This is a genomic window from Ruminococcus sp. OM04-4AA (assembly GCF_003462585.1).
GTDB classification, from domain to species: domain Bacteria; phylum Bacillota; class Clostridia; order Lachnospirales; family Lachnospiraceae; genus Mediterraneibacter; species Mediterraneibacter faecis.
Genome location: NZ_QTZH01000036.1, coordinates 17507 through 32976 on the forward strand (window position 1 = coordinate 17507; position 15470 = coordinate 32976).

The following is a 15470-nucleotide window of genomic DNA, read 5'->3' on the forward strand; positions in this document are numbered from 1 at the left end:
AAAAATGTATCCAAAAAGATGCCCGTTTTGTCAGGAAATCAGCTCAAAAGGTATTTGCGATGACTGTAGAAAACAGGTTGTTAAGGTGGGAAAAATAAAATGTATCCATTGTGGAAAGCCATTGGAGGATGAAACGAAAGAGTATTGCAGGGATTGTGAAAGAAGAAAAAGTAATTATGAACAAGGACGCAGCCTCTGGGTTCACATTCCGCCGGTTTCAAATTCAGTATATCGGTTGAAATATCACAACAAGCGATATTATGCGGAAATCTTTGGGAAAGAGCTGGCAGATGAGTTTGAATTTCAGATTCGAAGATGGGGGATTCAGGCAATTATTCCAATTCCATTACATAGATCGAAAATGAGAAAACGAGGATATAATCAGGCAGAACTTTTAGCAAAGCAGTTATCAGAATGTATGGGAATTCCTATAGAAAAAGATGTTTTATATCGGATTAAGAAAACCCGGCCTTTAAAGGAAATGAACGGGGAGCAGAGACACAGAAATCTGAAGGGGGCATTTGCGGTTTCAAAATCGTGGAATCCACGCCAGAACATTCTTCTGATTGATGATATTTACACAACCGGAAGTACAATAGAACGTGCTGCAGGAATCCTGAAAAAAGCAGGTGTTAAAAATGTCTACTTTTTGACTCTAAGCATTGGACAAGGCATCTGAACATATGGTATACTTAGGAGAGAAATCTTGAAAGGTGAATGTCGGATATGTTAGATAAAGACAGGATTCGTTTAATGACAAAAATGTCGATATATGAGAAGAATTACAGAGATGATTTTAAAATTGCCGATTATTACAGAAAAGATTATGCAAGTCTTAAGAGATGGATTACATTGATTTGGGTAACAATAGGTTATGCAATTTTGTTCGTTAGTTTCTGCATTTATTCGAGTGATAGTTTATCTGCTGATCTGACAATTTTAAAACTATTCGTTCTCTTGATTGCAGCAATTGCAGGCTATATAGTTCTTTTGGTTATATATGGGGTTTGCGCAAATAGTTTTTATAAGAGAAAACATGCAGTTGCCAAACAGAATGTAAAACGTTATTATCGTAATTTGTCCCGTTTAGAGAAGATGTGTAAAAAGGAGAAGAATGAGCAATGAACAATTTATTGGTTCTTAGAGAAAGATTTAAGCAGATTTATGTTTCTCACTCTCTCTTGGTTCGAAAGGGAGCACAGTTTTTGCTTGCACTTTTGGTGTTTAACCTGATCAATTCTAATATTGGATTTATGAAGATGGCATCATCTGTTCTTTGTACTGTTGGCTTAGCAGTAGTCTGTACATTTCTCCCTCTGGCAGTAATGACGGCAGCAGCAACTGTGTTAATAGTGGCTCATTTATATACATTATCTATGCCAATAGCCGGAGTTGCGGTGATACTGTTTTTGTTAATGTATATTTTCTACTTTCGATTTACCCCAGAGAAGAGCTGGCTGATTCTGCTGACAGTAGTAGCTTTCGGCATGAAAATACCACTGGTGATTCCGGTTGTATTTGGGCTGTTAGGTACTACAATATGGATTGTTCCTGCATCCTGCGGAATCCTTGTTTATTATCTGCTTTACCTGATCAAAGCTTCTGCAACAGCATTGAAAGGTACAGATGGAACAACAATGATCAGCACTTTAACCAATTTTACAAAACAGTTTGTAGGCTATCAAGAAATGTGGGTTATGCTGTTTGCAGTAGTGATCGGAATACTGGTAGTGAACGGAATTAAAAATCGGGCAGTTGATCATTCCTGGAAGATAGCATCAGCAACAGGAGCAGCAGTTTGTGTGATCGTAGGTGCATCGGGAAATATTTCTCTTGGACTTCACATGTCTTATACGATGATGATTTTCAGTGGGATTCTTGGTGTTGTAATAGGATTGTTCCTTGAAGTTATTTTTTTCTCTGTGGATTATTCAAGAACAGAGAATGTTCAGTTTGAAGATGACGAATACTATTATTATGTAAAGGCAGTTCCGAAAGTAGGGGTTCAGATGCCTGAGAAGCAGGTAAAACATATTACAGAACATCAGGGGCAGGACGCAGAGATGCCGAATGTGTCAGAGACAGAAAACAATACTGCTGTGTCAGAAGTTTCTGATTTGAAGGAAGTTGAACAGAAAGAGGAAGAAGATCAGTCAGAACAACTGAAAAAGGAGTCTGATCTTGCACAAACAACAATTTTTAATGATTCAAACATGACGGAAGATATTCTTTTAACAAGAAGTCTGAGCAAGGAACTGGGTCTGGATCAGAATGAAGAGAAAAAAGAGTGATCGACAGAGCAAAAGATGCAAGAGTGCATAACAACGAGTGATTACATAAGGTGGTGAGACTTGAGATGATAGAGTGGATTCAGAATTTTATAAGAAATTATTCAAATGGAATGTATTTTCCACATATACAGATAAAAGATATCATAGAGATTCTGATTGTGACGATTATTGTCTATGAAATCATGCTCTGGATCAAGAACACAAAAGCCTGGATGCTTCTGCGAGGAATGCTTATGCTGGGGGGATTTATTCTTCTGGCATGGCTTTTTCAAATGAATACGATCCTGTATCTGGCAAGAGAGTCGATTAATGTATTAGCGATTGCAGCAATTGTTGTTTTTCAGCCAGAACTTAGACGGGCATTGGAGAAGCTGGGGGAGAAGAATTTATTTAGTAACATTAATCCGTTCGATAAAAATAAAGAAAATCAGAGGTTTTCGGATGAAACACTGGATAGTATTGTAAGAGCTTGTTATGCCATGGGAAGCGTATGTACAGGAGCACTGATCGTAGTAGAGCAGGTGATTCAGTTGACAGAGTATGAAATGACAGGTATAGAGCTTGATTGTAAAGTGTCTTCTCAGGTGCTGATCAATATTTTTGAACACAACACCCCACTTCATGATGGCGCGGTTATTATCAGAGGGGACAGAATTACATCAGCAACATGTTATCTGCCACTTTCAGATAACATGACAATCAGTAAAGATCTGGGAACAAGGCATCGTGCGGCATTGGGAATGAGCGAAGTTTGCGATGCTCTTGTGATTGTTGTTTCAGAAGAAACGGGACTTGTTTCTGTGGCTTCCGGAGGACGATTGCTTCGAGCTATTAACGCAGAAGAACTTCGGAGTCAGTTAAGCCAGATTCAGTATAGAAAGACAGAGACAAAGAACAAGTTTTCTATACGGAAAGGATGGCACAGATCATGAAAAAATACAAATTGACAACGAATCTTCCGCTTAAGATTATTGCATTTGTTTTTGCAGCATTTCTTTGGCTGATTGTTGCGAATGTTGCTAATCCGGTTACGAAATCAACTTATACAAACATCAAAGTTACGATAGCGAACGATGATGTGATTACACAAGGTGGGGAAGTTTATACGGTTTTAGATGATCAGAATGTAAACGTAGTTGTTTACGCAAAACGTTCAGTGATTCAACAGATTAAGTCGGATGATATTGTGGCTACTGCGGATATCAAAGAAATGGATTCCAGGACAGGGTTGATACCAATTTCAGTATCAATTCCAAAGTATAGTGGATCTTATCAGTCGGCAGAGGCTGCTCCGAGAAATATACAGATTAAGACAGAACCAACAGGTAAGACTGTATTTACACTGACTGTTAGCACAACAGGAACGCAGCGTGACGGTTATCAGATTGGAGAGATGAAAGTTAATCCTGAAAAAATAACGATTACAGGAGCAGAATCAACAGTAAAATCAATTGATAAAGCCGTAGCGAAGATTAATGTAGATGGAATTTCAAAAGATGAAGAACTTACAGCAGAACTTGTTTTATATGATGCATCGGGAAATGTAATCAATCAGGGACAGCTAAGTAATAATCTTGGAGAAGATGGAATCACTGTAGATGTGACAGTAATGAGGATCAAGACGGTTCCATTAAAATTTGAAGCATCTGGAACACCGGCAGATGGATATGAATATCTCGGTTGTTCGAGCGAACCGGCGAGCGTGCAGATCTGCGGAAAAGAAGAGGCCTTATCCAAGATTGAAAGTATCAATATTCCAGCATCTGAATTGTCTATCGCTGGGGCAACAGAGAAGATAGAGAAAGCATTTGACATTACAGATTATCTGCCGGAAGGTGTAGAACTGATTGAAGGCGCTTCAGGAAAGGTTACCGCAACTGCAATGATCGAACAGTTGGGAAATCGTACAATTGAGTTTATGGTTGCGTCCATCAAACAGAATTATCTGGCAAAAAATCTTCAGGTAAGTTACGAGCCAGATGCTGAGGTGACACTTGTATTTCAGGGAGAGAAAGATACGCTGGATAGTCTGGATATCAGCAATGCAGTATCGGTAAATCTCCAGAATTACACGAAGGAAGGCACTTATGACATACCGGTAGAAGTAGACCTTCCGGATGGAGTAACGTTGACAAAACCAGTGACAGTGCAGCTTATATTGACTGAAAAAGGATCCACAAAGGATGAACAACCGGAAAATAACGCTGGGACAAATTAATAATACTTCATATTAATTAAAAAAGTACAGGTCTAAATTAAAAAAGAATTAAGAAGGCTGGCATTGACAGTTTTCAATGCATATTATATGATATTGGAGTTAAAACTTCCAACTATCAGAGAGATAGAATAGGAGAATAACATGGTAAGCGATAAAGTAGTGATCAAAAATCCGACAGGACTTCATCTAAGACCGGCAGGATTGTTTTGTAAAACTGCGATGCAGTACAAGAGCAAGATCACAGTGTACAAAAAGATGAAAAACGAAGAGGTAAATGCAAATGCCAAAAGTGTATTAAGCGTACTGGGTGCATGCATAAAAAGCGGAGATGAGATTACAATTATTTGTGAAGGAGAAGACGAAGAAATAGCACTTTCAGACATGGTTCAACTTGTGAAAGATGGATTGGGAGAATAAGTGGTGTTTATAAACTGGTATATTGTAACAGTGAAGAGACATTAGGAGGAAAAAGAAATGAGCAAAGCAACATTAATAATCATGGCGGCAGGTATTGGAAGTCGTTTTGGAGGCGGAATCAAGCAGCTGGCTCCAATCGGACCAAATGGAGAGATTATCATGGACTACTCCATCTATGATGCATTAGAAGCAGGGTTTGACAAAGTTGTATTCGTTATCCGCAAAGATCTCGAGAAAGATTTCAAAGAGATCATTGGCAACCGTATTGAAAAAGAAGTAGAAGTAGCATATGCATTTCAAGAGCTTGATGATATTCCAGAAAAATTCAGCGGAAAATTCACAGGAAGAACAAAACCTTGGGGAACAGGTCAGGCAATTCTTTGCTGTAAAGATGTGGTGGATGCTCCATTCCTTGTAATCAATGCAGATGATTATTATGGAAAAGAAGCATTTAAAGAGGCATACAGTTATTTGACAAACCTTCCATCTGCTGATATAATGCAGATTTGTATGGTCAGCTTTGTATTGAAAAATACATTGAGTGATAACGGAGGCGTGACCAGAGGTGTGTGCGAAGTAGACGGACATGGCATGCTTGCAGACATTGAAGAGACACATAACATCGAAAAAGAAGACGGAAAAGCTGTAATCCACAAAGAGGATGGAGATGTATTCCTTGATGTTGATTCACCGGTATCTATGAATATGTGGGGAATTACACCTGAATTTTTTGAGATTCTTAAGACAGGATTTGATGAGTTCCTTGAGAAAACAGAAAGTACAGATCTAAAAGCAGAATATCTGCTTCCGACAATGATTGGAGATCTGTTAAGTGATGGAAAACTGGAAGTAAAAGTACTGCAGTCACATGACCAGTGGTTTGGTGTGACATATAAGGAAGATAAAGAATCTGTAACAGTAGCGCTTCGTGGATTGATTGAAGAAGGAGTTTACCCGTCAAAATTGTTCTAATTTAAGAAAAGGGATGTAAGATGGCAAAACGAAAAGGATCTGCTGGCAATTCTGCACGCAGAAAAAAAAGTACAAATAAGTATTCCCGCAGATCGGGAAGTAATAAGCTGGGGACTTTGTGTATCATTCTTCAGACGATTGCCAGTATAGCCTTAATGGCGGTATTGTATTTGTTAGGAATGATTCCGGACAAGTATCTGATACTGGCAGCAGCAATACTGTTTTTCTTATGGTGTGTGACACTGAATTCACAGGTGGCAAGGAGAAAACGGGGGACTTGGGGAAAAGTATTCAGTTTACTTATGGCAGTTGTGATGTTTACGGGAAGTTATTATGTCGCTCAGGCTAATAATATGATTGGAAAGATCACAGGCAGCAACTATAAAGTAGATAAGATGGTTGTTGCAGTGCGAGCAGATGATTCGGCAGAGACAATAGAAGATGCGGCAGACTATACGTATGGTGTACAGTTTGAGAAAGGTGCTGACAATATACAGACAGCTGTAGCTGATATTGAAAAGCAAGTTGGCGTTGATACGATTGAAGTGAAAGAGTATGATTCCGTTCAGGATCAGGCACAGGCTCTGATTGATGGAGATTGTGATGCAATCATTTATAACAGTGCATATACAAGTCTGATGGAAGAAGCAGTAGATGGCTATAGCGATAAAGTGAAAGTGTTGTATACATTTAATATACGTGTTGAGTTGGATTTCGGAAATTCAACAGGAGCAACAGATGACAGTATTATAAAAGAACCATTTACAGTTTATATCAGTGGTATTGATGTCTATGGTGATGTATCAGAAACAAGCCGAAGTGATGTGAATATTATTGCAGTTGTGAATCCGCAGACACATCAGATTTTATTAGTAACTACTCCGCGTGATTACTATGTACCGATTCCAAAGATTTCAGGCGGTCAGAGAGATAAACTGACTCACGCAGGAATTTACGGAGTAGATGCCTCTATGCGTACACTGGGTGAATTGTATGAGACGGATATTAATTATTATGCGAGATTGAATTTTACTTCATTAATTGATATTGTAGATACACTTGGAGGAATTGATGTATATTCAGAGTATGCGTTTACAACAAGTGAAGATTCTGAACATGTAATGGATGTACAGGAAGGATATAATCACTTCAATGGTGAAGAAGCACTTGCTTTCTGCAGAGAGAGACACAATGTTCCAGGAGGAGACAACCAGAGAGGAAAAGATCAGCAGGCAGTTATTACTGCTATGTTGAAGAAGTGTTTGTCACCGACTATGCTCTTGAAAGCGAATGCGATTATGGAACAGGTGAGCAAAGATGTTGAGACAAATATGTCTCAGGAAGAGATTAACGCATTGATTAAATATCAGTTGAGTAATAATCCGGCTTGGACGATTCAGTCTGTAGCAGCGGAAGGTACGAATACAACTGGTACATGTTATTCTAGTGGTGATACAGAACTCTTTATTATGGAACCGGTTGAATCTTCTGTGCAGAATATTATTGATCTGGCAAACATTGTAGAAGAAGGCGGAGTGTTGCCGGAAGGTGAACAATTGAATTAAATCAGAGGACAGAAAAATAGAGATGATTCTCGTTTTTCTGTCCTTTTTTGTTTTGAGGCACTTACGAAAAAACAAAAAAATATAAAGAAATGAGAAAAAACAAAAAAAATTCACAGATAAAACACTAAAAAGACAAAAAGTATTTACAAATATAATGAATTGTGGGAAAATATGATATAACAAGATCGTATAAGGAGGTTCCCATATGAAGAGAAAAAAGATAATTGCTTTACTTTGCGTAGCAGCGACTAGTGCAAGTCTTGTTACTCCGGTAATGGCAGAAGAGAATCAAGCTACAGGAACTACACAGGAAGCGGCTGTGGATCAGGAAGCACCAGTCGAAGAAGCGGATGAGAGCAATGTAGAACAAAAGGAAGAATCAAATGCAGATGTAGAACAGTCAGAGACTGAAAAAGTAGTTTCAGAAGAGAAAAACGAGCCGTCTGAAAACATAACAGAAGATACAGAAAACGAAACATCAACAGATGAAACAGTTTCGGACAAGAATCTGACAGAATCACTAGATGTTGATGAAGAAGTGAAAGATGGATTTGTTGAAGAAGACGGTAGTGTATATTATTATGAAGCAGGAAAAAAAGTAACAGATACTATTCGCGACTTTGAAGACGAATCCGGATTTGAATATTCATGCTATTTCGATTGGTCTGGAAGAATGATGATCGATAGTGAGGAATGGGTTGAATACACGGATGAAAATGAAAAATCGCATGATGGAATTATACGGGCAGATGAAAATGGATGTTTAATTATCGATGATTGGTATCAGAATCAGGATGGCTCATGGAATTATTATAAAAAGGATTTCATTAGAGCAGAGGATGAAGTTGTAGAAAAATATGGCAAACAATACTATTTGGATTCAGATGGGATTCTAGTAACTGATTCTCAACTTACTATTGGTGGACAGTTGTATCAGGCGGATGCATCTGGAGCAATCACATTGATTCAGGCTTCAGCAAAGGAACATTGGGTGAAGACAAACGGAAAATGGTACTTATTTGTTGATAACAAACTTGTTAAAGATAAATTCTACCTTTATAAAGGGGATTATTATTATTTTGACAATAATGGAGAAATGCAGACAGGTTCGTTTGATACAGAAGACGGAAAAGCTTATATAGCGGATTCAAATGGTATCGTTATTTATACACCAACTGAAGGATGGAATAAAACAAAAGACGGAAAAACATGGTGCTATTATAAAAAAGATAGTGACGGTAATCTTTATCTTCTTAGAGGGGAATTCCTTTCATATAGTGGTTCAAAATACTACCTCGATGGGAATGGCGTTATGGCAACTGGAGTATTTGAAGCCCGGGAAGATGATGGTTATTATTATTACTTTGCCAATAATAGTGGCGAAATTCAGCAAAAGTCAGATTGGATTCACCATGAGGGAGAATGGTATTATTCAAAAGACGGAAAGTTGTACGCTGATGGAGTTAAAACAATTGGTGGTAAAAAATACTATTTCATGTATAATGCAACGATGCTTTCAGGGTATCTTACAGAAACATATCATGACGGCAGTGAAACTCATTATATGACAAATGATTCTGGAGTGATCCAGGAAACAAACGACTGGGTTAAGTATGATGGTGCGTGGTATTTCTGGAGAGATGGCGATATATTGAAAAATGGCATTTATGACATTTGGGGAAAGAAGTATTACTTTAACTATGATGGAGAGATGCAAGTAGGAAGAATTGAGGTTCATGATAGTAATACATTGTACCTGACAGATTCTTCAGGAGCTCTTATAAATACGCCGGAATGGAATACGTACAAAAATAATTGGTATTACATGAATGCAGATGGAAGTGTACGTAAAAATGAGTTCATAAAGTATGGAAATGATCTTTACTATGTTGACTCTGAAGGTAAAATGGTGACTGGAGATTTCTACTTTAATGGGAACAGCTATCATACAGATTCCGATGGAGTTATTCTGAAAAATGACTGGTATCAGGAAGGATATGATTGGTATTATGCAGGAGAAGATGGAGCTTTATTGACACATAGTTGGAAATCAGGTGCAGGTGACGTTTGGTATTACTTAAATGAATCAGGTGCAATGGCTAAAGGAATGTGCTGGGTTTATAATAAGGGTGATTATGATAACGGCAAGTATGAATACTTTGATGATAATGGTATTTGGCAGGAAAATAATCCTATCAAAAAGAATGATTGGTCATTGGTTGATGGCAAGTGGTATTATTACAGTGAGGGCAAGCCATATACAGGATGGGTTGGATCTTACTATATCAGTCATGGTGTAATGTGCACAAATACTTATATAGAGGAAGACGATGACAATAACGCAGATTATTATGTAGATCACCAGGGGGTTTATCAGAGAAATAGCTGGGTTAAAATACCAGGATATGAAGGAGAATATAGTTGGAGATATGCTGGAACAGACGGAAAAATTTTGAAAAATGTGTGGGTCGGTGATTATTACATTAATGGATCAGGTTACATGGTTTCAAATGGAATTGTAGATACAGGATACTATGGCTTATGTAAATTTGCAGACGACGGAAAATTTATTGGCTATGTGAAAAAGTCGGATTGGAATAAAGTTGGTGATAAATGGTATTACGTTGATAGTAATGGGTCACTGTTAAAAGGAAGACAAGTAATCGGAGGAAAAACATATTACTTTAAGGAATGGAATTATGAAATGTATGCAAACACAACAGTATATGATGATATTAATCATGAAGTAGTGTTTGTGGGATCGGATGGTACAGTTTCAAAAGCAAATGGCTGGCAATTAGGAGAATATGGCCAATGGTATTATCTTGAAAACGGAATTCCGAAGAACGGATGGTTTAACTATGGAGGAAAGAGATATTACCTTTCACCGTCGACAAGAACAGGATATAGAGAAGTATGGGATGAAGATACCAGAGAATACGAGTATTATTTCTTCGATCAGGACGGAGCAGTTTGTGAACCGAATGACGGATGGTTTTCTGTCAAATCTGACGGTCAGACTTACTGGTATTATATAAAGAATGGAAAACCAGTCAGAGATAGTTGGTACGATGGTCATTATTTCGCTTCGAATGGTGAGATGTATACTGGAAGCATATGGACAGGCACAGATGAAATTTATGTATATGATGACAATGGTTATCTTCTGAGAAATGGTTGGCATAAGCTGCATGGCGTTTGGTATTATACAGATGCAAAAGGAAGAGCATATACCGGAGAAAGAAAGATCAATGGAACAAAATACTGGTTCACAGATGAGGGTGTTTGGGTAAAATAGTAAATTAGTTAAAGTAGTGAAAAATAGTTGAATAATTTAGGGGCAGTCATTAATGGCTGTCCCTTTTGGTGGTGAGAATAGTATCGTGATTTTTCATAGAAATATTGCTGAAACTATTGAAGAAATATAGACAAAGTGGAATGATTGCGATAAAATGATAATCGTGACAGATTGCTTTGCGATAGTGGAGGAGGAGCAAAAATGCATAAGAGGAAGTTGTTTTATGCGATGTGCTGCCTTACAGCGGTACTTGCGATAGGCTGTGGAAAGAAAGACAGCACGGATACAAAAAATCCAGAACAGGTAGAAAGTCAGGATACTACGAAGACAGACGATGAAAATAAGAGTGATACAAAGAACGATACAGAACAGACAGACGATAAGAAAGAAGAATCGGAGAAAACAAAAAGTGTTATGAAGATTTATTCTATCAATATGAGTTCAGGAGAGATCCAGACAGAAGATGTGGAAACAGATTCTTTAAATGAAGAAAAGATTTGGTCATTACTTCAGGAAAAGTCAGTGATCACTCCGGAATGTGGGATGAATCTTTCAAAGTGAACGAAGAAGAGAAGACGATAGATCTTGATGTAGATGAAGGATTTGGGAATTATATTCGTTCCATGGGAACAACAGGAGAAACGGAAGTGCTTGCATGTGTTGTAAACACGTATCTGGACAGCTTCCAGTGTGAGAAAATCAAGATAACAGAAGCAGGACGTACATTTGAGACAAGTGGTGCAGTTCTGGCAGGTTATATGACAAAACAATAGGAAGCGGGGATGCGAAAAAGTGAAAAAATTATTAAAAAAATGTACGGTATTATTGTTGACAGCGGCAATGTCTATTACAGCGCTACCGGTGACGGCATGGGCTGAGACTCCGGCAGAGTCAGCAGTGACAGGAGCGGAGACAGCTACGGATCATGTAGATGAGAATGCAGTAGATGAAAAACAGGCAGCCGGTACTGAACAGCGCCTAAATTATATGTACATAGATCAGCCTTATCTGGAAACACCGAATACACAGAAGGTAGTGGCATCCTGGGGAGATGGTTCCGAGGGGATTGAACAGATGACCGCAACTGTGCAGGGACCAGTAGGAGAAGAAGTGTGGACTGCAGTACAGGAATCAGATGGCATATATCTGTTTGAAAGAGCTTATACAGAGCAGGAAAGGGGAGTCTATTCTGTTACAGAACTGCACGTTACAATTGCGGGAAATGTATATGATTATTCCCTTGCAGATCTTGGAATAGAAGCACTCTTTGGCGTAGATGAAAAATATGAAGGAATCGAAGAGTTACAGCCGGTAAGTGAGGAAGAGGTATCAGCAGATATTGCGGCATACAATATTGATGAATCCGGAAATGTTACTGAGCAGTCAAGTATCGAGGAGGCAATTGTTCAGGCAGAACAGGAAATTCCAGCAATGATGAGTGATGACGGAGTTCAGACACAGTCATCTAATATTGTAGTAGCACTTGATCCAGGACATGATTCAACACACGCTGGCGCATCAGCAAACGGCGTACGAGAAGAAGTCCTTACATTAAAGATTGCACAGTATTGTAAAGCAGAACTGGAAGAGTATGCAGGCGTATCAGTCTACATGACAAGAACAACAGCAGACTGTCCGCATCCGGGCGGAAGTTCTGCTCACGATATTGATCAGAGAGTAGCTGATGCAGCGGCAGCTGGAGCAAGTGTCTATGTCAGCTTTCATTTGAATTCATCTACATCTTCAGCAGCAAAAGGTGCAGAAATAATCATTCCGAACACAAACTGGAAACCACAGGTCGGAAATGACGGAAAGAAACTGGCTACACTGATCGAGTCAGAACTTGTTGGGCTGGGACTGGAAGAAAGAAAAATTTATTCAAAAGATACAACTGTGAATGAACGTTATGAGGATGGCTCTCTTTCAGATTATTTTACAGTTCAGATTTCTGCAAAGGAGCATGGAATTCCGGGAATTATAGTGGAACATGCGTTTGTGACCAATACATCGGATGTAAATAATTTTCTAAATAATGAAGCTGGACTGAAGAAACTTGGTGTTGCCGATGCGACTGGAATTGCGAAATATTTTGGTCTGTCAAAGGGACAGTGGTACAAGGATTCTACTGGTTGGTGGTATGCATCTGGAACAAGCTATTTAAAAAATCAGTGGGCACAGATTAGTGGAAGCTGGTATTATTTTGATTCTAATGGCTATATGGAGACTAGCTGGCAGAAAATTAGTGGAAAATGGTCATATCTAGGTGGAACAGATGATGGAATTATGCGAATCGGTTGGCAGAAGATTGGTGGAGACAGGTATTATTTTGGTGAAGCTAATGATGGAGCAATGAAGACCGGTTGGCAGAAAATAGGAGAGTCCTGGTACTATCTAGGCAGTTCAAATGGTGGATATCTGCAAACAGGTTGGCAGAAAATCGGTGGAGCCTGGTATTATTTTAGTGATAAAGAGAATGGAGCAATGAAAACTGGCTGGCAGAAAGTTGGGAGCACATGGTACTATTTGGGAAGCGCAGATGGCGGCTACATGCAGACTGGATGGAGAAAGCTAGGAACAAACTGGTATTACTTTGGTGGAACAGACGATGGAGCAATGCGAACCGGTTTTGCAAAAGTAGGTGGTGATTGGTATTACTTTGGTGGAACAGACGATGGAGCAATGAAGAATGGCTGGCAGAAAGTTGGAAGCACATGGTACTATTTGGGAAGTGCAGACGACGGCTACATGCAGACTGGATGGAAAAAGCTAGGAACAAACTGGTATTACTTTGGTGAATCCAATGATGGAGCAATGCGAACCGGTTTTGCAAAAGTAGGTGGCAATTGGTATTACTTTGGTGGAACAGACGATGGAGCAATGAAGAATGGCTGGCAGAAAATAGATGGAACATGGTATTTCTTTAATGATGATGGAATGTATGATTCTACCAAGAAATATGATGAGATTCCAGGGATAAATGATGACAAAATAAATGGAAGTGCCGGCACAAACAATTCGAATACAAATTCTAATGTTGTTGAGGGGACGTATTTGATTGAAGGAGATACCGAAGTAACAGTGGATCAGATGGTAGCTTATTTTGAGGCAAGTAAGAAAGCTTATCCGGAAGATGTAATGCGAAAAGGTGGGGCGGCTACAATCAGAGATTTTTGTCAGATTTATTACGAAGAAGCTGTGGCAGAAGGAATTAAAGCAGAAGTTGCATTTGTACAGGCGATGAAAGAGACAGGTTGGTTACAATTTACAGGTGTTGTGAAAGCAGAGCAGTATAATTTTGCGGGCATGGGAGCAACAGGAAATAGTGTTTCAGGTGAATCATTTAAAGATGTAAGAGAGGGTGTACGTGCACAAATTCAGCATTTGAAGGCATATGGATCAACAAAATCTTTAAATCAGACATGCGTAGATAATCGTTTTAAGTATGTTGAACGAGGAAGTGCAATTTATGTAGAATGGTTAAGTATACCTAATAATCCTAAGAAAAAAGGATGGGCAGCTGCCAAAGGATATGGTGTTGATATTGTGAAGATGATACAAAAGCTCAAGAAAATGTAAAAATTGATACTAGTTATTTCAACAGGGAAGGAAATGAAAGATGAGTTGGAGCAAGTGAACCAAGCAGTGATGCGGGGGCAGGTTCTTCCGATTCATCAGGAGATGACGCATGTTTGGATGATGGATTCTTATACTAGAACAGTAAGAATGCAGAAAGTATTCTTGAATAATTAATTAAGAAAGAGAAAAAGAGATGGGGGCCGTGTGTTCCCATCCCTTTTAAGGTATAAGAAGAAATATGTCATTAGTATCAAATTTATTTATTATATTTGTAGCCGGGGCTGTGCTTTTGTATTACCTGTTTCCAAAAAAGATGCGATGGTGGGGGCTTCTTTTAACAAGCTAAATTTATTATCTTGCTGCAGGGACAAAGTACTTTCCATTTTTACTTTTCTCAACGATAATCACTTATCTCTGTGGAGTGGCGATAGAACATGAAGTGAATCAAGATAAAAAGAAAGCAAAACGATATCTGATCATAGGGCTGATTCTTAATTTTGGAATGCAGATTTTATTGCCGTTAGGTATTTCATTTTACACGTTTCAAACATCAGGATATTTGCTTGACATATATTGGAAAAGAGATCATGCAGAGAAAAATATTTTCCGTTATGCATTGTTCGTATCCTATTTCCCACAAATTTTACAGGGACCGATTGGGAGACATAGTAGATTAGCAGAACAATTATACGAAGGACATTCCTTTGATCTACAGAGAATTTGCAGAGGAATTCAGCGTATTTTTTGGGGATTTTTTAAGAAGATGATTCTTGCAGACTGGTCAGCGGTGTTTGTGGATGCGATATTTGGAAATCCAGATCAATATAACGGATTGGCAATTTTTGGAGTGCTGTTTTATTCTATGAGGTAGAATATCTGAATTTTAATACGGAATACTATGATTTGTTTTCACATGATATTACAAAATATACAGATTATGATGGTCATATGAATGGAGAGTCAGCGAGGAATTATTCAACTATTTTGGGGTATTTTTTGATGAATGGAGAGTCAGCGAGGAATTATTCAACTATTTTGGGGTATTTTTTGAGAAAATAAGAGTATAATAAGAAAAAATCATCAAAAGTCATAAAAAAGAGATAAGATGATGTATTGTAAAATGACACAAAATT

At 38.4% G+C, this 15470-nt stretch carries 14 protein-coding genes; all 14 read left to right on the forward strand.

Annotated features, from left to right (window positions below):
- Positions 1 to 4: 4 nt before the first annotated feature.
- The 14 genes from DXB52_RS10705 to DXB52_RS10765 all read left to right on the forward strand — a co-directional run bounded on the left by DXB52_RS10705 (position 5) and on the right by DXB52_RS10765 (position 15208).
- Positions 5 to 679, forward strand: coding sequence for a ComF family protein (locus DXB52_RS10705; RefSeq protein ID WP_181981393.1), 675 nt, complete (start codon positions 5 to 7; stop codon positions 677 to 679).
- 47 nt (positions 680 to 726) lie between these two features.
- Positions 727 to 1125 carry a hypothetical protein gene (locus DXB52_RS10710; RefSeq protein WP_318546128.1) on the forward strand — a complete coding sequence of 133 codons (399 nt, stop codon included), beginning with the start codon at positions 727 to 729 and terminating at the stop codon, positions 1123 to 1125.
- Positions 1122 to 2291 (forward strand): hypothetical protein, encoded by a 1170-nt coding sequence (locus DXB52_RS10715; RefSeq protein WP_118107284.1) that lies wholly within the window; start codon positions 1122 to 1124, stop codon positions 2289 to 2291. Before DXB52_RS10710 ends, DXB52_RS10715 begins: the two co-directional genes overlap by 4 nt.
- 50 nt (positions 2292 to 2341) lie before the next feature.
- Positions 2342 to 3223: a diadenylate cyclase CdaA gene (cdaA, locus tag DXB52_RS10720; protein WP_472520092.1), complete on the forward strand. Its 882-nt coding sequence runs from the start codon at positions 2342 to 2344 to the stop codon at positions 3221 to 3223.
- Positions 3208 to 4509, forward strand: a complete 1302-nt coding sequence (locus DXB52_RS10725; RefSeq protein WP_412918017.1) for a CdaR family protein — start codon at positions 3208 to 3210, stop codon at positions 4507 to 4509. Before cdaA ends, DXB52_RS10725 begins: the two co-directional genes overlap by 16 nt.
- Before the next feature lie 141 nt (positions 4510 to 4650).
- Positions 4651 to 4926 carry an HPr family phosphocarrier protein gene (locus tag DXB52_RS10730; protein ID WP_117539997.1) on the forward strand — a complete coding sequence of 92 codons (276 nt, stop codon included), beginning with the start codon at positions 4651 to 4653 and terminating at the stop codon, positions 4924 to 4926.
- Positions 4927 to 4983: 57 nt separating this feature from the next.
- Positions 4984 to 5898 (forward strand): nucleotidyltransferase family protein, encoded by a 915-nt coding sequence (locus DXB52_RS10735; protein WP_118107286.1) that lies wholly within the window; start codon positions 4984 to 4986, stop codon positions 5896 to 5898.
- A gap of 20 nt (positions 5899 to 5918) precedes the next feature.
- Positions 5919 to 7463 carry an LCP family protein gene (locus DXB52_RS10740; RefSeq protein WP_118107288.1) on the forward strand — a complete coding sequence of 515 codons (1545 nt, stop codon included), beginning with the start codon at positions 5919 to 5921 and terminating at the stop codon, positions 7461 to 7463.
- Positions 7464 to 7668: 205 nt separating this feature from the next.
- Positions 7669 to 10761 (forward strand): hypothetical protein, encoded by a 3093-nt coding sequence (locus tag DXB52_RS10745; protein ID WP_118107290.1) that lies wholly within the window; start codon positions 7669 to 7671, stop codon positions 10759 to 10761.
- 201 nt (positions 10762 to 10962) lie between these two features.
- The gene (locus tag DXB52_RS10750; protein ID WP_118107292.1) at positions 10963 to 11322 is read left to right on the forward strand and encodes a hypothetical protein; all 360 of its coding nucleotides are present in this window, start codon (positions 10963 to 10965) and stop codon (positions 11320 to 11322) included.
- Positions 11298 to 11534, forward strand: coding sequence for a hypothetical protein (locus DXB52_RS10755; RefSeq protein WP_118107294.1), 237 nt, complete (start codon positions 11298 to 11300; stop codon positions 11532 to 11534). The genes DXB52_RS10750 and DXB52_RS10755 overlap by 25 nt, the downstream gene beginning before the upstream one ends.
- A gap of 19 nt (positions 11535 to 11553) precedes the next feature.
- Positions 11554 to 14337, forward strand: a complete 2784-nt coding sequence (locus tag DXB52_RS10760; RefSeq protein WP_118107295.1) for an N-acetylmuramoyl-L-alanine amidase — start codon at positions 11554 to 11556, stop codon at positions 14335 to 14337.
- Between the two features lie 33 nt (positions 14338 to 14370).
- Positions 14371 to 14511 carry a hypothetical protein gene (locus DXB52_RS16175; protein ID WP_181983612.1) on the forward strand — a complete coding sequence of 47 codons (141 nt, stop codon included), beginning with the start codon at positions 14371 to 14373 and terminating at the stop codon, positions 14509 to 14511.
- A 265-nt stretch (positions 14512 to 14776) separates the two neighbouring features.
- Complete coding sequence (locus DXB52_RS10765; RefSeq protein ID WP_181989195.1) at positions 14777 to 15208, forward strand: MBOAT family O-acyltransferase; 432 nt, start codon at positions 14777 to 14779, stop codon at positions 15206 to 15208.
- The last annotated feature ends 262 nt before the right edge of the window (positions 15209 to 15470 follow it).